The sequence below is a fragment of the Lacinutrix sp. C3R15 genome, assembly GCF_018860825.1.
GTDB lineage: Bacteria > Bacteroidota > Bacteroidia > Flavobacteriales > Flavobacteriaceae > Oceanihabitans.
Map to the genome: position 1 here is coordinate 385,743 of NZ_JAHKPZ010000004.1, position 20,688 is coordinate 406,430.

Genomic DNA, 20,688 nt, shown 5'->3' on the forward strand with positions numbered 1-20,688 from the left:
TTAGTTTTGAGTAACAATTCCTATTTCTTTTTTGTCTGTTCCTTTTTCTTTTAATGCAGAATCGTTGGTTAATTCAAAAGAACCTTCTTTAAAAGTAGGTTCTATATTAAAAAGGTTTTCAATATTGTATTTTTCATCTCCAGTAACTTCTATTTTTCCTGATTTGTAATAGTTGTTATTAACTACATTTACAATTGGCTCACCAACTACTAAATGCATTTTTAAGCCATTTGTGTTATTGAAGTTGTTGTTTTGAATATCATTAACCTGCACGCCATATAATGACATTGCAGCTTGGTATTTGTTCTTTTTGCCAAAACCTACATTGTTAAATACGTTGTGGTCTATTTCTAAAAACGGACCAAAGGTGCTTTCGTCTTTTCCTCCTCTATATAAACGTAATGCTGCACCTTGTACGTCTGTAACCGTATTGTTTTTCATAATAAAATACTCTACGTTGTATGCGCCAATATCATCGGTTTCTTTGTCTAAGGCTGCAATATGACCAGTAATATTTTTGAATTTAGAATTTTGAATACTTATGGTATCTGCAAAGGTACCTTTAGAAACTCTAAGTACATCGAACGAGTGATTTACTACAAAGTCTGTAAACTCACAATGATCTATAAATAGTTTGTAGTTTTCTATCATTGATTTTTTACTAGTGCTAATCACTGCATTTCCTGCATAATCAGGAGCACTTGCTCCATCAAATTTTATATTATCAAGAGATAAGCTTCCTCCGTTTTGAATTTCTAAAGCCATCATACGTTCAAACAAAATAATTGGTTTTTCTTTTTTAGAAGCTTTTATGGTTAAAGGATGCGCTATTTTTGCCGCTTTAGTTAATAGGTAGGTTTCGCCAGAAGTTAGTACTAAAATATCTCCTGGATTTGAATTTTTAGTAGCTTCATATAAAGTATTAATTCCTGGTTTTACAGTTATTGTTTTTCCAGAATTTAAAGCAACCATTTTATCTTCTTTAGAGTACCAAGTTGTTCCTGTATTTTCTTTAGTTGCTATTTTAGGACTAATAGTAATCTTGTTTTTTATTTTATCTGAAGTAGGTATTAAAAAACCTTGTTTATTTTTTACTAGTGTAATGTCTGCGTTTTCAAAACCTTCTTTAATACTTGTGGTGTTGTTTTGCCCTAGAATATTATCTTTAAACGTAATACCACTAATGTCATCATATATTGTAAATATGTCTTTAGGGTTTTCATTGTAAAAAATGTTTTCTGAAATTTCTGAAGTACTAGGAGCTTGGCTTCTTTCGGCATCGCTTCCTGCGCATAGTTGAATATGCTCACAATTTACAAATGTATTGTTGTTTAATTTAGAATCTATTACAGGAACATATCTGTTTGGTGGTGAGTTTGGTACACCATTCATCATTACAAATGCACCTCTAAAACGATATCCTGTTAAGCCAATATGGTAGTTATTGATAACGGTTTGTTTTTCATTAATTATACGAACACCTCCTGTGCTTGGTTTGTTGTTTCCTATAAATACGTTACCATCAACTAATGTTTCGTTTCCGTGACGCATGGTTAGTGTTCCTGTACACTCAAAAAAGGTGTTGTATTTAAAGGTGTTTTGGCAAGATTTGTTAGAAATAATTTCATGCTCACCATTGGTTCTATCAAAATAATTAGACGCTACTAAAGTGTTTGAGTTTTCTAATGCATGATGACTAGTACCTATTCTTAACGTTTCTCCTCCATTGTTTCCAAAGGTAGGACGGGGTCCAAAATAATTATGATCGATTTGGTGGTTGTTAGCAACACTTGCTTTGGTGTCTAAACCAACAATCATAGTTACTCCTAAGTTTTTTTTACCTACTATGTGGTTGTGGTCTATTCGGTTATTTTTACCGTAAATAGTAATCCAATAATCTTGAACGTGACGTTCTGGGTTGTTGTAATTATCAATAACACATTCTGTTAGTCTTGTGTTATTTGCAATTTCTTTTTTGTTTTTTCGGAAAGAAATAACTGCATTTGTTGGTGTATAACCGTTTTTAAACACAAGCCCTTCAACTATTAAGTGTTCGCCAGCAAGTTGTAAATTAGATGCACCTTCTAAAGTTACCTTTCCTTTTTCTTGAACAGTAAGTGTAATTGGCTTATCTACTGTACCGTTTCCTTCAAAAACAAGTTCTGCATCTTTCCATATACCATTAGCCATGGTAATAACGTCACCAGGATTGGCGTTTTTTACAGCCTTATTAAATTCTGTGGTGTTTTTAACTAGTAAAGTGTTGGTGTTTTTGTCTTTACAAGATAATGTTAAGAGTAAAATTAAGACTGAAACACAAGAGAACTGTAGTTTATTTTTCATGAATAAATTGGTTTACCAAATTGGTTTACCAATATACATGAATTTTAAAGCTATGCAAAATAATCTATAGAGATTTAACTCAAACCTATGCTATTTTGATAATCACTTGTATTGTTTTAAAAATATTCTGTTAGTGCTAATATTCCATTGTACGATATAATACAGGCAAAAAGGAGTGAAGCGAAAAGGCCAACATTAACAAAAATACTTGTTTTGTATCCTTGCATTATTTTTTTGTTATTCACTATTAGTATAATACCTAGAATAACAATTGGTAAAACAAATACATTGAATACTTGTGATAGAATTTGAATTTCTATTGGGTTTGCACCAAAAGCAGGACCAATTAAAGCGACTAAGCAAGCAACAGCAGTAATAATTCTAAACTGTTTTGAGCTGGTATCTAATTCACCAGATTGGTAATCTGCTATTAATAAAGGAGCTATTAACAAGCAAGGAAAAATAGAAGAAAGCCCAGCGCTTAAAGCACCAAAAAAGAATATAGAAACAGCCCATTTACCTGCAACAGGCTCTAATGTGTTAGCCATATCTAATACTTGCGAAACCTCTTTGCCTTGGTAGTATAAAGCGCCAGCAGCTACAGCCATAATTACACCACTAATAATAAATATTAAAATTGCAGCTGTAATAGAGTCTTTTTTCTGTTGATCTAAATTTTTAATAGTCCATCCTTTTCCTTTTACAAAAAGAGGTCTAGATAAAAATGTAGCAGATGCCATAGTAGTACCAACAAAAGCAGCCACCAACATTTTACCACCAGGAACATCTGGTATTGTTGGTATTAATCCTTTAACCACATCTATAGAAAGTGGTTGTACAAAACATAAAGATAGTATAAAGGATAAACCCATTAAAGTTACAAATATGACTAGTATTTTTTCGAAAAAAGTATACTTACCAACGAGCATTAACAGGTAAAAAGTAACTATAATAATAATGGCAGTAATTAAAACAACTTCATATTTATAAGCGATTAATCCTTTAAAATTGATGGCTAATATTTCAAAAATAATATTAGATGAAATCCCTAAAATACCCATTAAAGAATTCCATTGCCCAAAAGTAATACCTATAATGATTGCTATAGCTAATATTTTTCCGAATTTAAAATGTTTTTTAAATCCGTAAAGAGCCGTTTCTCCTGTTATTAAAGCGTAATTTCCATAAGCAAACATTAAAACTCCAGAGAACAGACAGCTTATTAAAAGTACCCATAATAATTGCATATTAAATTTGCTTCCTGCAACAATCATTGATGTTACACTACCTGTACCAATAGTGTAACCAATAGCAAAAATACCAGGTCCAAACCCTAATATTATAGCTATTATTTTTTTTAGAAATGATTTATTTGGTGTTGTGGCATCCATAATATGAGTTTATTTGTTGATTATTGGGTTCTTTTTTAATTCCAGTTGGTATGATAGCTTTTTCCTGAGGTATCGTCAAGCCTTTGGTAGGTGTGTGCTCCAAAATAATCACGCTGTGCTTGAATAATATTAGCTGAAGCGTATGCTGTTGTTATACCGTTAAAAAACTGAATAGCTTCTGCTAAAGCAGGACTTGTAATATCATTAAGTATACATTGTGAGACTACTTTTTTTGCAGCAGGTTTGTATTGGTTTACAATCGCTATTAATTGCGTGTTGGTTAAAATATTGGTTGTGTCTTTAAAGATGTTTACTAATTCTTCCATTAAGGTTGATCTAATAATGCAACCGTTAGTCCATATTCTGGCAATTTCGCTTAGGTTTAAATTCCATTCAAATTTATTGGAAGCTTCTGCTATTAACTTAAAACCTTGGTAATGATTTATGATTCTTGCAAATTGATAAGCTTCTAAAACCTCATTAGTAGTTATGTTTAACTGAGAAGTGTTTTCTTTTTTGAAACTCTCGTTTAATTGTATTCGTTCCTCTTTATAAAAAGAGATGTAGCGTGAAAATAGGGCAGAGGCAATTAATGTATTTGGTACACCAAGTTCTGCAGATGCAATGGTTGTCCAGTTACCAGTTCCTTTATTACCTGCTTTGTCTAGTATTTTATTTACTAACCAATCGTCACCTTCTTTCTTTTTAAAAATAGCAGTTGTAATTTCTAATAAATAACTGCTAGCATTGTCTTTCCAGGAATCTAAAGTGTTAGCGATTTCGTTAGGGTTTTGCCCTAAAGCTTTTAAGATTGTTGCAACCTCAGCTAGTAATTGCATTTCAACATATTCTACGCCATTGTGAACCATTTTTATAAATTGGCCACTGCCTTCAGGACCAACATATGTACAACAAGGTAAACCGTTTTTGTCTTTAGCAGCAATAGTTTCTAAAAAGGGAGCTACTTTGCTATAAGCGTCTTTATCTCCACTTGGCATTATAGATGGTCCCTTTAAAGCGCCTTCTTCACCACCAGAAACTCCGGTTCCTATAAAATGAATGCCTTTAGTTTTTAAATAATCAAAACGCTCTTTGGTTTTTTTGTAGTTAGAGTTTCCTCCATCAATTATAATATCGTTTTCAGATAAATGCGGAAGTAAATCTTCTATCACATAATCTATTGTTTTTCCTGCATTCACCATTAGCATGATGCGTCTTGGTTGTTGTAAAGAATTTACAAAACCTGCAATGTCATCAAAAGCTTCTGCTTGGGATAGCTCTGAATGTTGTGCTTTAAAATTTTTAGCAATATTTTCTTCAACACCATCTACATGTCTGTTAAACATAGAAATTTTAAAACCGTTGTTAGCTAAATTTCTACATAGGCTTTTTCCCATAACTCCTAAACCAAATAATCCAAATTCTGAGGTATTCATTAATTCGTTTTTTATAGTTTTTATAATATTTTTTGGTGATAAACTAATATCTATTTGCATGGCATCTTTAGGTTCTTCTAAAGTGTCGAATTGTGATTTTAGTAATTTGGAAGGCATAAAATGGTCTGATCGACTATTCATTCTTTCGTAAATTTGCTCAAAAGTGCCTGATAAATATATCCATTTTGTTTGCTTGTGAATATCCTGACTTAAAATGTCGCGATATTTTTGCTTTAATGCAGAGCATACAATAACACAGCTGTTTTTAGTCAACTGTTTTTTAGCTAAATGGTTTAACGTTTCTAGCCAACCTTGTCTGTCATCATCATTTAAGGCTTTTCCGTTAGACATTTTAGTAATGTTACTTTCTGGATGAAAATCGTCTCCATCAAAAAAAGGAATGTCTAATTCTTTAGATAATAAATTTCCGATGGTACTTTTTCCACAACCAGAAACTCCCATTACAAATATTACTTTTTTCAATGTGTTTTATTTTATTGGTTAGGTGCTGTTCCTTCTCCTACAGTTGCTTCTTTAAACCAAACTTCGGCATAACAACCGTTTGCATATTGTTTTGCAATATCTCCATTATAAGTTTCAGAACCTGTGTGCCATACTATGTTTTCTTCTGGGTTTTTACCATTAGTTTGATTGTAAGCACCTTGTTTAAAGTAGTTAATTTCACCAGCATAAGCGCTATCACGTTCAACACCATCACGACCAATGGTTGCATATAGTTTCCAGATTTGCTCAGGTATATCTTTTTTAGAAGCAAAGTCTGATTGTAACAAGTTCTTGGTGAATTTTACCGTTTCATGTCCTTCACTTGTAAAGGTAAGATACATGATGCCTTTGTATACGTTTATTTCATAACTAAACTCTTCGCCTAAAGCTATACCATCTTTTGGTTCTTCTGGGTATGTGTTAGGAGCGGTACCAATAACAGACATGTCATTTCCCCAAACTGCAGTTGAATAATCCCAACGTGTAGAATTGTCTTCACCATCTGTATTTATTTCATAATTCCAGAATACAGACCCTTTGGTGTGTCCAGGAAATTTTTTGTAGAAGATTTTTATAGGTTCGTTTTCGTGACCTTCATCACTATGAATTTGACCAACTACTACAGAATACGAAGCTGCCACTCTAGCATCACCAGAGGTTGAAACATGTTGTACCTTTAATGTACCTGTTAATTTACCACCAACTTCTGGAATCCAATGTTTTTTTTGACCTAATTCTGTTCTGGTATTATTAGAAGTACGCGATGTGATTCCTGAATTTGGTGTTTTGTACACTACCCAGTCTGTATCATTTTCATGTGCTACATAAAAGAAATCATCTTTAGCATAATTGACTAATGAATCTTGATAAGTTCCGTCTCCTAAAAGAATTTTCCACTGCTCCATAAACGGAATTACATCACTTGGATACTTGTCTTTCTTTGCGGTTTCATTTTTTACTGAAGCCTCTGTATTTGTTTTTGTATCGTTTTTACACGCAACGATTAGTAAAAAGGTAAAGATTGTAAATAGTATTTTTTTCATGGTAAGCGTTTATGTTTTGTTTAGGAAAAGTTTATGTTAGTACATTAACTTCATCACTAAGTTTTCTTCGGTTTTTATTTGTCCAGAATTAGTTATTCTGTTGTTAGATTCTACATTGTTTTTTGCTCCCCAAAGAATAGAAACAAATTGTACCTTATTGTCTTTAAATGTATTGTTGTTAATATCTACATTAACAATTCCGTTGTGGTTTAGCAGTCTTTTGTTTTTTTCGTTTACACCACAATTGGTAAAAGTGCTGTTGGTTATTAATAGGTTTCCGCCAATGGTAGACTCGTCATAACCACCTCTATAATAATCAACAACGTTTTGTTTTACGTTATTAAAATTACAGTTTTTAATGGTTAAATATTCTGTATTGTAATCCCCTTTGTCATTTGTTTCTTCAGATAATTCGATACCATTTTCACAGTTAGAAATAGAGGTGTTATCAAAAGTGATACGTTCTGCAAAGGATTCTTTATACACTTTTAATACATAATTAAAATCGCTGATTTCTGTATTTGAAACGTTTAACCCAAAATGATTTGCCATGTTTTCTTTTAAGCTGGCAAAGGCATAATTAGAAGAATTTCCTTTTAATATTATGTTGTTAATACTTAGCTTTCCTTTAGACTGTAGTGAAAATAAAGGGGTGTTTGCCTTACCAGAAAAAACGAGTTGCGCTTTTTCATTTTCTTTAGACTGAATAGTTATGGTTTTATGGATAACTAAAGATTTGTTTATTGTATACATACCTTTTGCTACAGTAATAATATCGCCATTGCTAACTTGATCTATTTTAGTTTGTAAATCTTCGGCTTTAGTTACAATATGTGTTGTTGGGGTTTTAGCTTCTACTACGTTAGAATACCAGGAAGTACCATATTTTGATTTGTCTAAAATATTCGGGTTAGTAACTTCTGTATTTACAACCGCTCCTATACTGTTACTGTTTTTTCTTGAGTTACCAAATAAATCTTTTGTGATCGTGTTAAAATCAAATCCGTTATACGCTTTTATTTCTGAAGGCATTCCTGTTGGAATAAAAATATTATCGGATACTTTTTTTAACTCTAAAGACGAAGCAGTAATACCACCATTAAAATCTTTGAAAGTAACCCCTTGATTGTCTATAATATTACTTTTAAAAGTAACACCATCTGCTTTATCATTTTCTACTACAATATTTTCTAATCCTTTTTTATTATAAATAACATTATTAGCAAGGGTTGTTCTAATAGCTCTTGCAGAGCGTATTTCAGATTTTGGTAAAACGTCTGCTTGTGCAATATTTGTACCTACACCAAATTGCCAAGGTGAACTACAGTTTACATACGTGTTGTAAGCTATTACCACATCTGTTACTTGGTTGTAACGGTTTAAAGGTGATTTAGGTATACCATTCATTACTGCTAAAGGGCTTCTAAAGCTTGTGCCAACTAAGTTGAAGAAATAGTTATTGGTAACCCAATGTCCTGTGTTTATAATTCTAATGCCGCCAATGTTTTTATTGATGCCATCTCCAATAAAATAGTTACCGTCAATAATGCTATAGTTACCATGACGTGTTACTAAAGAACCTTCACTTTTGTAAAAAACATTATTTCTAAATTCATTAAAATTAGTTTTACTAGAAATTACTTCTACTTCACCATTACACTCTTCAAACAAGTTATTAGCAACCAAGGTGTGACTTGGTGACATAGAGGTGAAACTATTACCTAGTTGAATGGTTTCTCCGCTTGGTCCTCCTTTTACAGGTCGTGGCCCAAAATGGTTATTGATAATTTGATGGTAATTATTAATGCTTTCTATACCTTCAATACTTACTCTTACAGTAGGACCTCTATTTGTTTTTCCGGCAATGTAGCAGTTGCTTAGTTCGTTGTTTCTTCCCCAAAACTGTACCCATAAATCGCTGTTATCGCGTTTGGGTTTGTTAAAATCTTCAATAACAGAATTGGTAAGTTTGCAATTGTATGCAATTTCATCCAATGTATCTTTGTTGCTTATTTTAAAATCTACTACTGCATTTGAAGGTGAGAAACCGTTTTTAAAATGTAATCCTTCCGCTATTAGATATTCACCACCAAATTTTAAATAAGATTTTCCTTCAATGGTTACTTTACCAGGAGTTTCTGCTTGTAAAGTAATTGGCTTTTCTTTGGTGCCTTTTCCTCTAAAATTAATTTCAACATCTTTATAAATACCGTTTGCTAAAACAATATGGTCTCCTGGTTTGGCTTGATTAATTGCAGAATTTAATTCTTCTATATTAGTTACTTTAATAAAGCTGTTTTTTGTTTCTTCTTTACAAGCTATAAGTAGTATGGATAAAAATAGAATACAAACTGTTTTTTTCATAACTAATGAATTAGGTTGTTGTTTTAAAAAGAAAAAAGGGCTTTTGTTTTTTAAAGACCTTTTTAAGTTTTAATATTTATTTTCTAACGCTTAAATTTCACTTTTTTAAATAAGTAAAACACTAGTGTTTGAGCGTGTTATATTGTTTTTTTATTTATACAATACTATTTACTTAAAGAAGGTGCGTCTTCGTAAAAATAGAATAGAACAATAAATTGGTTAACCAGATTGGTTTACCAAAAATAGAGATATTTATTTAATTCGCAAATAATTATTAATAAAATTTAAAATTAAGCAGTTTGTAACGCCTTTTTTTGTTAAATTTATTAAAGAAATTTCTTTCCCTAAGTTTTTAATAGCAGCTTAATAAACGTTTAAATTATATATATATGTTAGGTGATACTTTAAAAATTGCTTTTGGCGAATTAGGCCAAAAAGAAATTAGTGGTTCTGCACACAATGAGCGTATTTTAGAATACCAGGAAATGACAGGTTTAGATTTTGGTAATGATGAGGTAGCTTGGTGTAGTATTTTTGCAAATTGGGTTGCTTTACAGGCAAATTTAGAAATGTCTCATAATGCAATGGCCAGGAGTTGGTTACAAGTTGGCAAGAAAACCGTTTGGCCACAGCCTGGAGATGTTGTAGTTTTTTGGCGAACTGATATTAATGGTCCTTTTGGTCATGTTGGTTTTTTTCTGGGTTACACAAAAAGTGGAAAGTCTATTTATTGTCTTGGCGGAAATCAAGATAACCAAGTGAATATTCAAACTTTTCCTTTAGACAGAATTATTGAGTTTAGAAGTTTAACAGATAATTTAAAAGAAGATTTAGAAATACCAACAGGGTATTTAAGAAAAGGAGACAGTAGTGATAAAGTAAAACTTTTACAAAAGATACTTATTAAGCTAAACTACTTAACAGGTAGTGCAGATGGTGTGTTTGGGCCAAAAACAGAGGCTGCCCTTTTAAAGTTTCAAGAGGAAAATGCAATAACTATAGATGGTATTTATGGTAGTGAATCTAGAGAAACTTTATACCATATTTTGAATACCTAACATATAAAACTCTTGTTGGGCAAAAGTGTTCTTTTGTCTATTCTAGAAATGAAGAACTTAAATGGAATCTTTTACAGAAGCGTTAGTTAAAACTATAACGCTTGCTTTTTAACAAAACTCATTTTAAGTGTATGAGGTTCGTTATCTACCCAAGTAGTATGGTTCCATTGCATGGTGTTTTTAGAAAGTTTTGTTATTTTAATTTTAAAGCTTTCTGTTTCACCATTGTCTTTTTTTGTTTTTAATACAACGTCATACTGCTCTTTTTTGTTAGCAGATTTAGCAATATCAAAAGATATCTTTCTTTTTCCGTATGCGCAATAAAGATCATTTATAGAATAAGTTCCTGTATTGTTTAACTCACTAAACCTCCAAAGACTTTGTTCAAAACAAAGGTTAGTTACATCATTAAAAAGTGTTATTCTGTCATAAAAATCGGGTTCCATATAAGACACTTTATCAAGTAACCAGTAATCTTTAAGAATTCTTTCTGAAGAAGCATCATTAGATGGTTTTAATGCAAGTAATAGAAGGCACGATAAGGGAATGAAGACTAATTTTTTAATCATTTTGCTATTCATATTGCTAGCATAACAAAATTTAAATTATTGAAAACCAGACCCCTTTTTTCTAGTGATTCAGTAGTTTAAAAAATGCTTTGTTAAATGTTTAAGAAAAAGTGTTTTTTGTTAAACATTTAAATGCTATTGTTAGGGAAAACTGTGTTTTTTGACAGATATTTAATCGACAAAGTGCGAATATAACGCATTAACGGTAATTTTTGCTAAAAAAAACATGTTTTTTTTAGTTTTAAAAATTATTGGTGTAGTTTTAATTGAATTCGTTTTCTAAGCACATCAACCTCAATAACTTTAACAATAATTTGTTGGTGTAAATGCACATGATCATTTACGTCTTTTACAAAAGAGTCGGAAAGATTAGAAACATGAATTAAACCACTTTCTTTAATACCAACATCTACAAAACAGCCAAAATTGGTAATGTTATTTACAATTCCTGGTAGTAATTGGCCTTCTTTTAAATCATTAATTGTTTTAATATTTTGATTAAAAGTAAAAACCTTGGCTTCTTCTCTAATGTCTAATCCTGGTTTTTCAAGCTCCTTAATTATATCTTCAAGTGTAAATAAACCTATAGTTGCAGAACTGTAATTTTTTAAATTTACTTGCTTAAGTAGGTCTGTATTTCCTATTAAATCTTCTACAGATGTATTTAAGTCTTTGGCCATTTTTTGCACAATTTTATAGCTTTCAGGGTGTACAGCAGAATTGTCTAAAGGGTTTTTAGCATCTTTAATTCTTAAAAAAGCAGCTCCTTGTTCAAACGCTTTATTACCTAATCTTGGTACTTTTTTTATTTCATTTCTAGAAGAAAAAGCGCCATTTTCATTTCTATAAATAAAAATATTTTCTGCTAATTTTGGTCCAATACCAGAAACATAACTTAGTAGGCTTTTACTAGCAGTATTAATATTTACACCCACTGCGTTTACACAATTTTCAACAACAATGTCTAATTGTTTTTGAAGTTTGGTTTGGTCTACATCATGTTGGTATTGCCCAACACCAATAGATTTTGCATCAATTTTTACCAGCTCTGCTAAAGGGTCTTGTAAACGTCTACCAATAGAAACAGAGCCTCTTACTGTAACATCATAATCTGGAAATTCTTCACGAGCAATTTTAGAAGCCGAATAGATGCTTGCACCAGCCTCACTAACTACAAATACCTGAATAGCATTTTTAAAATGTATTTTTCTAATTAAGGCTTCGGTTTCTCTTGAAGCGGTTCCGTTACCAATAGCAATAGCTTCAATTTTATAAGCATCTGCTAAAGAACTAATCTTTTTCATGGCTCCAATACTATCGTTTTTAGGAGGATGCGGATAAATAGTTTCGTTATATTTTAATTGTCCTTGTGCATCTAAACAGACTACTTTGCAACCGGTTCTAAACCCTGGATCTATGGCAAGAACACGTTTTTGACCTATTGGTGAGCCTAATAAAAGTTGTTTTAAATTTTTTGCAAATACTTGTATTGCGGCTTCATCTGCTTTGTCTTTTGCATGTTGTAAGGCCTCATTAGATAAAGAAGGTAAAAGCAAGCGTTTGTATGCATCTGCTATTGCTAGTTCTATTTGTTCTGCACAAGTGTTATTAGATTTTATAATTCTGCTCTCTATTTTTTGTAAAGCACGTTCTTTATCAATGTCAATTTTTACACGAATAAAACCTTCTGTTTCGGCTCTTAAAATAGCAAGTAATCTGTGTGATGGTATTCTACTTAAAGATTCTTCCCAATCAAAGTAGTCTCTAAATTTTTGTGCTTTTTCTTCTTCTTTTTTTGTTTTTATCACTTTCGTGGAAATCATTGCGTAACGCTCTAGCTGGCTTCTTAGATTGTTTCTAATGTCTGTACGCTCGTTAATCCACTCTGCAATAATATGTCTAGCACCTTCTAAGGCATCCTCAATAGATGTGATTTCTCCTTTTACATATTTAAAAGCTATAGATTCTATATTGGAAGCATTTTGGCTCATAATAATTTTAGCCAAAGGTTCTAATCCGTTTTTTCTAGCAGTTTCTGCTTTCGTTTTTCGTTTCTTTTTAAAGGGTAAGTAAAGATCTTCTAGTGTAGTAACGTTTTGCGCCTTTTCTATTTTAGATTGTAGTTCTGCAGTTAAAACATTTTGTTCTTCTAATGCTTTTAAAATGGCCGATTTTCGTTTTTCTAAAGCTTCAAACGCTTCTTTGTATTTTACAATATCTCCTATTTGTACTTCGTCTAGATTTCCGGTTCGTTCTTTTCTGTAACGTGAAATAAAAGGTATGGTACAGTCTTCATTTAAAAGCGCAATGGTGTTTTTTATTGAAGATTCTGGTAGTTGGGTTTTAGTGCGTATAAAAGAAATCATAATACAGTTTTAATGCTAGAAAAGTAATAAAAAAACCTTGCAGTACTAGACTACAAGGTTTGTTGTAAAACAGGGATGTGTTTATTTAACAGCTTCAAAAAGAGCTAAAGGAGCCATTTTTGCTCTGTTAAGTGTCATTTTATCTCCTTTAATAGTGTAGTTGTCTACTGTTTCAAGAATACTAAAAAAAGTCTTTTCTGTACTCATATCTGTACAAGCTTTTAAAGTTCCAGTTATGTTAGACATGTTAATTTTATAACCATTTAGTGTTTCATATCTTCCGTTAAAACTGTTACAGGTACCGTTTCCGTAAACCATATTTTCTTCTTCAGAAAAAGCGATATATGCATTTGGGTTTTCCACTTTTTTTCCAAGAAGTTCAACAAGTTTCCATTTGGTTTTTGTAAATGGTGTGGTTACTATAGTAGTATTTTGTTTTTTTAAGATATACAATTTAGCCGTTTTTCCTGTGATTTTATTACCTGATTTGTCTAATTGTGTTAGAATATTTTCGCCTACAAAAAAGGAGGTTCTATTAGCATCAGATAGCACTATTGTTCGTCCGTCTTCAGACCATTTAAAAATACCTTTACTAGTAAATTCTGCATCTTCTTTTCCTAAATAGTTTTCTGTAGCAGTAAACGTTTTGTTTTTATTAATGGTAATGGTTTTTTGTATTCCTTCGCAATCTGCACAAGGGATTGTTCCTGTATAAGTACCTGGCCAATCTAATGTTATTTCACTATTATGCACATCTGTTACTGTTTTATTATCTGTACTAGTGTTGGTGTTTTCCTTTTTGTTAGAGTTGCAACTAGTAACTAAAATTAGTAGTACTGCTATTAATTTAATGCTTTTTAATTTCATTTTAAATGCGTTTGTATTACGTGTTATTTTTTTTTAAGCTTTTTCAAATTGCATGTTAATGGTATATCTTTTGTTTTTTACATAAACCACATAGTGCCATTGCATAGATGTATTTGTAAGCTCTGTTATTTTTATTCTGTAATTATTGCTAAGTCCTTTTTTATTTTTTGTGTTTAAAACAATGTGAGCATAGCCTGTTTTTTCTTCGGTTTTTAAAAACCTAAAAGAAAGGTTGCGTTTACCATAGGTGCAATAAAGATCGTTTATAGCATACGTACCATCTTTACTTGTAGGGTTAAAATGCCAGCGACTATCTTTAAAACATTGGTTTGTTGCATCATTAAACAGTATAATCTTGTCATAGCTGTCTGGCTCAATAAAAGAAACTTTTGTAAGTAACCAGTCATCAGATAAATTAAAGGTTGGTGCACTTTTAGTTTTTACAGTTTTACAAGATACAACTAGCAATATAATAAGTAGCGTTGCTATTTTTTTCATCTTAGCTTATTGGTAAACCATTGTTAACAGCTTTGTCATCAGGATTTACAAAAACCAATTTACCTTCTGGAGTTTCTGTCATTAAAATCATACCTTCACTTTCTACACCACGTAATGCTCTAGGAGCAAGGTTAACTAAAACGGTTACTTTTTTACCTACAACTTCTTCTGCTGTAAAACTTTCTGCAATACCAGAAACAATGGTTCTTACATCTATTCCTGTGTCTACTTTAAGTACTAAAAGCTTTTTGGCTTTTGGCATTTTTTCAGCTTCAAGAATGGTACCAACACGAATATCTAGTTTGGTAAAATCTTCAAAAGCTATGGTTTCTTTTTGAGGCTCTACAACTGCATTAGCTATTTCGTTTGCTTTTTTACTAGCTTCTAATTTATCTAATTGTTTTTGAATGGTTGCATCTTCAATTTTAGAGAAAAGTAATTCTGCTTTTCCTATTTGGTGTCCAGCAGGAAGTAGTACCTCTTTGGTGGTAACTTCATGCCAAGTGGTTTTGGTTTCGTTAGATGCAATATTAAGAATTGATTTTAGTTTGGTAGAAGTAAACGGTAAAAACGGTTCGCTTAATGTTGCTAAAGCCGAAGCAATTTGCAATGCTACATACATGATGGTTTTGGTACGTGCTTCGTCTTGTTTAATAACTTTCCAAGGCTCTTCGTCTGCTAAATACTTGTTTCCTAAACGTGCAAGATTCATTAATTCTTGTCCAGCCTCTCTAAAACGATATCTTTCAATAGAGCTAGAAATTACGTTTGGATATGCTTTTATTGCTGCTAAAGTTTCTTCGTCAACCTCTGTGAAATCACTTGGAGTTGGAACAATTCCGTTGTAATATTTATTGGTTAAAACAACCACACGATTGATAAAGTTTCCAAAAATGGCAACTAGTTCATTGTTGTTTCTTGCTTGAAAATCTTTCCAAGTAAAATCATTATCCTTGGTTTCTGGAGCGTTTGCTGTTAGTGCATAACGCAGTACATCTTGTTGGCCAGGAAAATCTTCTAGGTATTCTGGTAACCAAACGGCCCAGTTTTTAGAAGTAGAAAGTTTTTTACCTTCTAGATTTAAAAACTCATTGGCAGGTACGTTATCTGGTAAAATATAAGAGCCTTCTGCTTGTAACATGGCTGGAAAAATAATACAGTGAAATACAATATTGTCTTTACCAATAAAATGTACTAGTTTGGTGTCTTTGTCTTTCCAATACGGTTCCCAATTTTTTCCTTCGCGTGCTGCCCATTCTTTGGTAGAAGAGATGTAACCTATTGGTGCATCAAACCAAACATATAAAACTTTTCCTTCTGCGCCTTCAAGAGGTACAGGGATTCCCCAATCTAAATCTCTGGTTACAGCACGCGGACGTAAACCATCATCAATCCATGATTTTACTTGTCCGTACACATTAGGTTTCCAGTCTTTTTTGTGGCCTTTTAAAATCCATTCTCTTAAAAACTCTTCGTGTTTATTTAATGGTAAAAACCAGTGTTTGGTTTGTTTTAAGGTTGGCGTGTTTCCTGTAATTGCAGATTTAGGGTTAATTAAATCTGTAGCATTATGGCTAGTACCACAGTTTTCACATTGGTCTCCATAACTTTCTTCATTGCCACATTTTGGGCAAGTACCAATAACAAATCTATCTGCTAAAAACTGGTTTGCTTCTTCGTCATATAGTTGTTCTGTAACTTCTTCTACAAATTCGTTTTTATTGTAAAGTGTTGTAAAAAACTCTGAAGCAGTATCGTGGTGAATTTTAGCAGAAGTACGGGAATAGTTATCAAAAGTAATTCCGAATTCTTCAAAAGATTGTTTAATAATTGCATGATATTTATCTACAATGTCTTGTGGTGTAACGCCTTCTTTTTTTGCTTTAATAGTAATAGGAACTCCATGTTCATCGCTACCACAAATAAAAGCAACGTCGTTTCCTGTTAAACGCATAAAACGTGCATAAATATCTGCTGGCACATAAACACCTGCTAAGTGACCAATATGAATTGGACCGTTGGTGTAAGGTAAAGCTGCAGTAATAGTATATCTTTTAGGTGTACTCATTTTTATAATTTCTGTCAGGTCGAGCGCAGTCGAGACCTACTTTAAAACCTCTCGACTGCGCTCGAGGAGACAAATGGATGCCAATTAAATTTGAAGCTACAAAAGTACACATTTTAAGAGCGATTTAGAAAAAAAATGTACATTTACATTATGACTAAAAAAGGAATCTTATTACATATAATTTGTGTGTTTTTTTTCTTCGGAAACCTAAGTCTTTCCGCACAAAATTATAGCTTAAAAAAAACAATTACTTTGATACAACCAGATTATTTAAAAGCAGGAGATACTGTGGCTATAGTTGCTCCTTCGGGAATATTAAAAAACAGAAATTCTGAAGTAGAACAAGCTATAAACCTACTTAAAAGTTGGAATTTAAAAGTGGTAGTAGGAGAACATGTTTTTAGTAAAGACAACCATTTTGCAGGAACAGATGCAGAACGATGTGAAGATTTTCAGAAAGCATTAGACGATCCTACAATTCGTGCTATTTGGAGTGCAAGAGGAGGTTACGGAACCGTTAGGATTTTAGATAAATTAGATTATACCAAATTTAAACAAAACCCAAAATGGATTATTGGTTATAGTGATATTACGGCATTGCATAATCAAGTACATAATCAAGGGGTGGAATCTTTACATGCTATTATGTGTGTAAGTTTACCTAAAGATGTAAGTGAAATAAAAGAAAGTATAGCAAGTTTTAAAGATGCGCTTTTTGGTAAGCCAATAGCGTATACCTTAAAAGGATCTGCTTATAACCGAACAGGAAAAGTAACCGCTCCTGTGGTTGGAGGTAATTTAACCATTTTACATACCATGTTAGGATCTGATACTAGTATGGATACTTCTGGAAAAATTTTGTTTATTGAAGAAATAGGAGAGTACAAATACCATATTGATAGAATGCTACAAAGTTTAAAACGTGCTGGTTATTTTGAAAACTGCAAAGGTGTTATAGTTGGTGACATGAGTAAACTGCGAAAAAATACCACGCTTTGGGGAACTTCTGTAGAACAACTTATTTTAGATGCATTGGCAGAATATGATTTTCCGATTGTATTTAATATGCCTGCAGGACATGAAGAAGATAATCGTGCTTTAATTCTTGGTAGAAATGCAACAATTACAGTTGGTAAAGAGGCGAGTACTATTGTTTTTGAAAACTAGAAATATTTATGAATGAAGCATTAAAAATTCTTGAATCTAATGAGCTTATAAGACATATAGTTTTGTTTAAATTATACATTGAAAGTCAAGGGGAAGCTATGAAACAGATCTATGGTTTAAAAAAATCTATTAAAGAACTTTATGGTAATGATTTTAATGATCATATATATAATCAAAATGTAAGATACTTATCTGTAAATAAAGGTTATATTGGGAATAATGCAAGTCATTTAACTTACAAAGGTTTAGAATATTTAGAAGGTTGGCTTAAATCATTTGAGAAATTAACAGAAGATGAAACTGAAAAATTAAACAAAGAATTGCCTCAACAGATTTTTGATTTTTTCAAGTTTACCAAAGAAACTACAACAGTTTTAAGTTTTGTAAATCAAATGCTTAAGCTTGCTGAAAGATTTTAAAAAAGTATTTGTGTATTCGTGGTAAAGAAAAAGAGTAATTAATAAAATTCCCATTTTTTTGTCTGTCTGAGGGCTGGCGTGTGAATAACAATTTAGTAGGCATGAAGAAATTTCTGCCTGCGTAGGAACAAGATGGCGCAACATAATGAACTTGGTAAAAAAGGAGAGGAGTTAGCAGTAGATTATTTATTGCAAAATGGTTATGAAATTATGGAACGTAATTACAGATACCAAAAAGCAGAAGTAGATATTATTGCTAAACAAAAAGAAACCCTTGCTATTATTGAAGTGAAAACACGATCGACTATTAATTTTGGGAATCCACAAGATTTTTTAAAACCAAAACAAATACAGCGAATAGTAAATGCAGTAGATCAATATGTAACAACAAACAAACTAGACGTTGAGGTGCGTTTTGATATTATTGCCATAGTTAAAACAGGTAAAAAATTTGAAATAGAGCATTTAGAAAATGCTTTTTATCATTTTTAATGTATGTAAATGCTGCTTTTTTTACTAGTTATAAGTAATGAGAATATCTGCTACTTTTTTTAAGTTTGTTTCATTAATTTCGCATTGTGGTGCTAACGGAAATACTTGTTGTCCTGGTCTGCTAACAAATGCAGCTCTATAACCAGCCCAAAGTGCTCCAGCAACATCCCAACCATGTGCTGCAATAAGCATACATTCTTCTGGTTTTACTTGCATGGTACTTGCCGCCCAATGATAAGTATCTGTAAAGGGTTTGAATTTTTTTACCGCTTCAATACTTAACAAAGCATCAAAATAATTGGTTAAGCCAACATTTTCAAACTTGTTTTTTAAACTTTCTTTAGATGAGTTTGTAAGCGCAACTAATTTGTAATCTTCGTTTTTTAGTACTGATAAAGCCTCTTTTACCTCTGGATGTACAGGTAAATTTTGCATAGATTTTACAACAATTTCGCGTGCTTTTTCTTGTGTAAGTGTAATGCCGTTATTGGCAGCTACCATTTGTAAAGCTGCCGCACCAATATAACCAAAAGGTTTGTATTGCTTGCTGGCAGACATGACCAAAGAATACTGTAACATGGTAGTAAACCACAATGATAATAAATCTTCTTTACCTCCTAAAGCACCTTTTACCTGCTTTTTCATAATGGCGAGGTCTAAAAGTGTTTCGTTTACATCAAAGAATAATACTTTTGGTTTGGCTTGTATCATAATTTTTTATTTCAGCTTTTTCAAAGCTAATACTATTTCAGAAGGTTCTGCACGTTTTCTGTAATCTGCATCTAAAAAAGCATATTGAATGGTTGCGTTAGTATCAATAACATAAGTAGCAGCTAGAGGTAATTTGTTTGTGTTATTACCATTTACTTGGTTTAAACCAAAGGCTTCTTGGTATATAGAAGCTACTTCATTGGTTAAGGTAAAAACTACACCATACTCTTTTGCAACGGTATTACTAACATCACTTAAAACAGTGAATTCTAAATTGTTTTTTTCTGCAGTACTTAAGGAGTTGTCTGGTAATTCTGGAGTTAATGCTAAAAGTGTTGCTCCAGTTTTTTTAATTTCGGGTAATTTTTCTTGTAAATAACGTAATGTAATATTACAATAAGGACACCAACCACCTCTGTACCATGTTAATACTACGGGTCCGTTTTGTAATTCGCTATATAAAGAAATAGGTTGGTTTAGAGCGTTTTTTAATGCGAAATTTGGAGCTGTATCACCAACATGTAACGCATTATCCAGTACTCCAGAATTTGCTACACTAGCAATACCATCTGCGTAAATTTGATTTTTTTCTTTTGTAAATTTTGCAGCACCTTCTTTTCGTTTTATAGCTAATAAGGTATCTAATTCTTCGTTACTTTTTTTTGTGTCCATATTGGTAATGTGTTGTTATTGTAAATTTAGGGTAAATGGTTTATTGTTGGGTAAGTAGCTCTGTTAATACCTGTTTAAAGGTGTTTACTGGTTGTGCTCCTGTAACAGCACTTTTTCTGTTAAAAACAATAGTTGGTACAGAGTTTACACCTAAGTTTTTCCAGTAGTTTTGTTTGTTTCTTACTTGTAAACGAGCTTCCTCATTTTTTAATGTTGCAAGTGCTTCTGTTGCATTTAAACCAACGTCTAGTAGCGTTTCTTTTAAAATATTCTCTTTAGAAACATCTTTTCTATCACTAAAAAAAGCTTTAGTAAGTGCCATTTTTAATTCGGTTTGCTTGTTGAATTTTTTGGCATATTCTAATAAAACATGTGCATTAAAAGTGTTTACCATGCGCATACCATCAAAATAATCAAAAGTAAAACCAAGTTCTGCGCCAGCATCTTTCATGTGCTGTTGTGATTCTTTTTGTTGCTCTAAGGTAGCACCATACTTTTCTGCTATATGTTCTGTTACGTTTTGGCCTTCTTTTGGCATATTTGGGTTTAATTCAAACGGTTGCCATTCTATCTCAATTTGGTCTTCTATTTCTAATTCTGAAATCGCTTTTTCTAAACGTTTATATCCAATGGTACACCAAGGACAAACAACATCAGAAACGATATCTATTTTTAGTTTTTCTTTCATAGTTTTTTTATAAAAACCTTCCGAATTAACGG

At 32.0% G+C, this 20,688-nt stretch carries 17 protein-coding genes; 4 read left to right on the forward strand and 13 right to left on the reverse strand.

All coding sequences use genetic code 11. The annotated features are described in order from the left end of the window. The 5 genes from KO494_RS01710 to KO494_RS01730 form a co-directional block, all read right to left on the reverse strand. The gene (locus KO494_RS01710; RefSeq protein ID WP_215965854.1) at positions 1-2,343 is read right to left on the reverse strand and encodes a polysaccharide lyase 6 family protein; all 2,343 of its coding nucleotides are present in this window, start codon (positions 2,341-2,343) and stop codon (positions 1-3) included. A gap of 116 nt (positions 2,344-2,459) precedes the next feature. Beyond that, complete coding sequence (locus tag KO494_RS01715; RefSeq protein WP_215965855.1) at positions 2,460-3,734, reverse strand: Nramp family divalent metal transporter; 1,275 nt, start codon at positions 3,732-3,734, stop codon at positions 2,460-2,462. Between the two features lie 35 nt (positions 3,735-3,769). Then, positions 3,770-5,653, reverse strand: coding sequence for an NADP-dependent phosphogluconate dehydrogenase (gene gndA / locus KO494_RS01720; RefSeq protein WP_252730219.1), 1,884 nt, complete (start codon positions 5,651-5,653; stop codon positions 3,770-3,772). Positions 5,654-5,664: 11 nt separating this feature from the next. Further along, positions 5,665-6,717, reverse strand: a complete 1,053-nt coding sequence (locus KO494_RS01725; RefSeq protein ID WP_215965856.1) for a polysaccharide lyase family 7 protein — start codon at positions 6,715-6,717, stop codon at positions 5,665-5,667. A 36-nt stretch (positions 6,718-6,753) separates the two neighbouring features. Beyond that, positions 6,754-9,081 carry a chondroitinase-B domain-containing protein gene (locus KO494_RS01730; protein WP_215965857.1) on the reverse strand — a complete coding sequence of 776 codons (2,328 nt, stop codon included), beginning with the start codon at positions 9,079-9,081 and terminating at the stop codon, positions 6,754-6,756. A gap of 389 nt (positions 9,082-9,470) precedes the next feature. Here KO494_RS01730 and KO494_RS01735 point away from each other — a divergent pair, with 389 nt between their 5' ends. After that, positions 9,471-10,139 carry a TIGR02594 family protein gene (locus tag KO494_RS01735; RefSeq protein WP_215965858.1) on the forward strand — a complete coding sequence of 223 codons (669 nt, stop codon included), beginning with the start codon at positions 9,471-9,473 and terminating at the stop codon, positions 10,137-10,139. A gap of 92 nt (positions 10,140-10,231) precedes the next feature. On the opposite strand, the gene KO494_RS01740 is transcribed toward KO494_RS01735, so the two are convergent. From KO494_RS01740 to metG, 5 genes are all read right to left on the reverse strand, one after another. After that, complete coding sequence (locus KO494_RS01740; protein WP_215965859.1) at positions 10,232-10,708, reverse strand: hypothetical protein; 477 nt, start codon at positions 10,706-10,708, stop codon at positions 10,232-10,234. Positions 10,709-10,956: 248 nt separating this feature from the next. Continuing rightward, on the reverse strand, positions 10,957-13,074 hold the full coding sequence (locus KO494_RS01745; RefSeq protein ID WP_215965860.1) for a Tex family protein: 2,118 nt from the start codon (positions 13,072-13,074) through the stop codon (positions 10,957-10,959). Positions 13,075-13,155: 81 nt separating this feature from the next. Further along, on the reverse strand, positions 13,156-13,941 hold the full coding sequence (locus KO494_RS01750; RefSeq protein ID WP_215965861.1) for a copper resistance protein NlpE N-terminal domain-containing protein: 786 nt from the start codon (positions 13,939-13,941) through the stop codon (positions 13,156-13,158). Positions 13,942-13,974: 33 nt separating this feature from the next. Then, positions 13,975-14,439, reverse strand: a complete 465-nt coding sequence (locus KO494_RS01755) for a hypothetical protein (RefSeq protein ID WP_215965862.1) — start codon at positions 14,437-14,439, stop codon at positions 13,975-13,977. Between the two features lies 1 nt (position 14,440). Further along, the gene (gene metG / locus KO494_RS01760) at positions 14,441-16,507 is read right to left on the reverse strand and encodes a methionine--tRNA ligase (RefSeq protein WP_215965863.1); all 2,067 of its coding nucleotides are present in this window, start codon (positions 16,505-16,507) and stop codon (positions 14,441-14,443) included. Positions 16,508-16,657: 150 nt separating this feature from the next. On the opposite strand from metG, the gene KO494_RS01765 reads away from it, so the two are divergent. From KO494_RS01765 to KO494_RS01775, 3 genes are all read left to right on the forward strand, one after another. Continuing rightward, positions 16,658-17,674, forward strand: coding sequence for an LD-carboxypeptidase (locus KO494_RS01765; protein WP_215965864.1), 1,017 nt, complete (start codon positions 16,658-16,660; stop codon positions 17,672-17,674). An 8-nt stretch (positions 17,675-17,682) separates the two neighbouring features. Then, positions 17,683-18,093: a hypothetical protein gene (locus KO494_RS01770; protein WP_215965865.1), complete on the forward strand. Its 411-nt coding sequence runs from the start codon at positions 17,683-17,685 to the stop codon at positions 18,091-18,093. Positions 18,094-18,225: 132 nt separating this feature from the next. Then, positions 18,226-18,585, forward strand: coding sequence for a YraN family protein (locus KO494_RS01775; protein WP_215965866.1), 360 nt, complete (start codon positions 18,226-18,228; stop codon positions 18,583-18,585). A gap of 24 nt (positions 18,586-18,609) precedes the next feature. On the opposite strand, the gene KO494_RS01780 is transcribed toward KO494_RS01775, so the two are convergent. The 3 genes from KO494_RS01780 to KO494_RS01790 are packed head-to-tail and all read right to left on the reverse strand — an operon-like array spanning position 18,610 to position 20,656. Then, positions 18,610-19,296 (reverse strand): haloacid dehalogenase type II, encoded by a 687-nt coding sequence (locus KO494_RS01780; RefSeq protein ID WP_215965867.1) that lies wholly within the window; start codon positions 19,294-19,296, stop codon positions 18,610-18,612. A gap of 6 nt (positions 19,297-19,302) precedes the next feature. After that, entirely contained in the window at positions 19,303-19,968 is a 666-nt protein-coding gene (locus tag KO494_RS01785; protein ID WP_215965868.1) for a peroxiredoxin-like family protein, read from the reverse strand. A gap of 40 nt (positions 19,969-20,008) precedes the next feature. Beyond that, complete coding sequence (locus tag KO494_RS01790) at positions 20,009-20,656, reverse strand: DsbA family oxidoreductase (protein ID WP_215965869.1); 648 nt, start codon at positions 20,654-20,656, stop codon at positions 20,009-20,011. Positions 20,657-20,688 lie beyond the last annotated feature (32 nt).

Excerpts from the sequence above, each read along its gene's own strand:
- KO494_RS01715 (WP_215965855.1), bottom strand. The coding sequence starts at position 3,734 with ATGGATGCCACAACACCAAATAAATCATTTCTAAAAAAAATAATAGCT.
- KO494_RS01730 (WP_215965857.1), bottom strand. The coding sequence starts at position 9,081 with ATGAAAAAAACAGTTTGTATTCTATTTTTATCCATACTACTTATAGCT.
- KO494_RS01740 (WP_215965859.1), bottom strand. The coding sequence starts at position 10,708 with ATGATTAAAAAATTAGTCTTCATTCCCTTATCGTGCCTTCTATTACTT.
- KO494_RS01755 (WP_215965862.1), bottom strand. The coding sequence starts at position 14,439 with ATGAAAAAAATAGCAACGCTACTTATTATATTGCTAGTTGTATCTTGT.
- KO494_RS01790 (WP_215965869.1), bottom strand. The coding sequence starts at position 20,656 with ATGAAAGAAAAACTAAAAATAGATATCGTTTCTGATGTTGTTTGTCCT.
- KO494_RS01785 (WP_215965868.1), bottom strand. The coding sequence starts at position 19,968 with ATGGACACAAAAAAAAGTAACGAAGAATTAGATACCTTATTAGCTATA.
- KO494_RS01775 (WP_215965866.1), top strand. The coding sequence starts at position 18,226 with ATGGCGCAACATAATGAACTTGGTAAAAAAGGAGAGGAGTTAGCAGTA.
- KO494_RS01750 (WP_215965861.1), bottom strand. The coding sequence starts at position 13,941 with ATGAAATTAAAAAGCATTAAATTAATAGCAGTACTACTAATTTTAGTT.
- KO494_RS01765 (WP_215965864.1), top strand. The coding sequence starts at position 16,658 with ATGACTAAAAAAGGAATCTTATTACATATAATTTGTGTGTTTTTTTTC.
- metG (WP_215965863.1), bottom strand. The coding sequence starts at position 16,507 with ATGAGTACACCTAAAAGATATACTATTACTGCAGCTTTACCTTACACC.
- KO494_RS01735 (WP_215965858.1), top strand. The coding sequence starts at position 9,471 with ATGTTAGGTGATACTTTAAAAATTGCTTTTGGCGAATTAGGCCAAAAA.
- KO494_RS01770 (WP_215965865.1), top strand. The coding sequence starts at position 17,683 with ATGAATGAAGCATTAAAAATTCTTGAATCTAATGAGCTTATAAGACAT.
- KO494_RS01710 (WP_215965854.1), bottom strand. The coding sequence starts at position 2,343 with ATGAAAAATAAACTACAGTTCTCTTGTGTTTCAGTCTTAATTTTACTC.
- KO494_RS01780 (WP_215965867.1), bottom strand. The coding sequence starts at position 19,296 with ATGATACAAGCCAAACCAAAAGTATTATTCTTTGATGTAAACGAAACA.
- KO494_RS01725 (WP_215965856.1), bottom strand. The coding sequence starts at position 6,717 with ATGAAAAAAATACTATTTACAATCTTTACCTTTTTACTAATCGTTGCG.
- KO494_RS01745 (WP_215965860.1), bottom strand. The coding sequence starts at position 13,074 with ATGATTTCTTTTATACGCACTAAAACCCAACTACCAGAATCTTCAATA.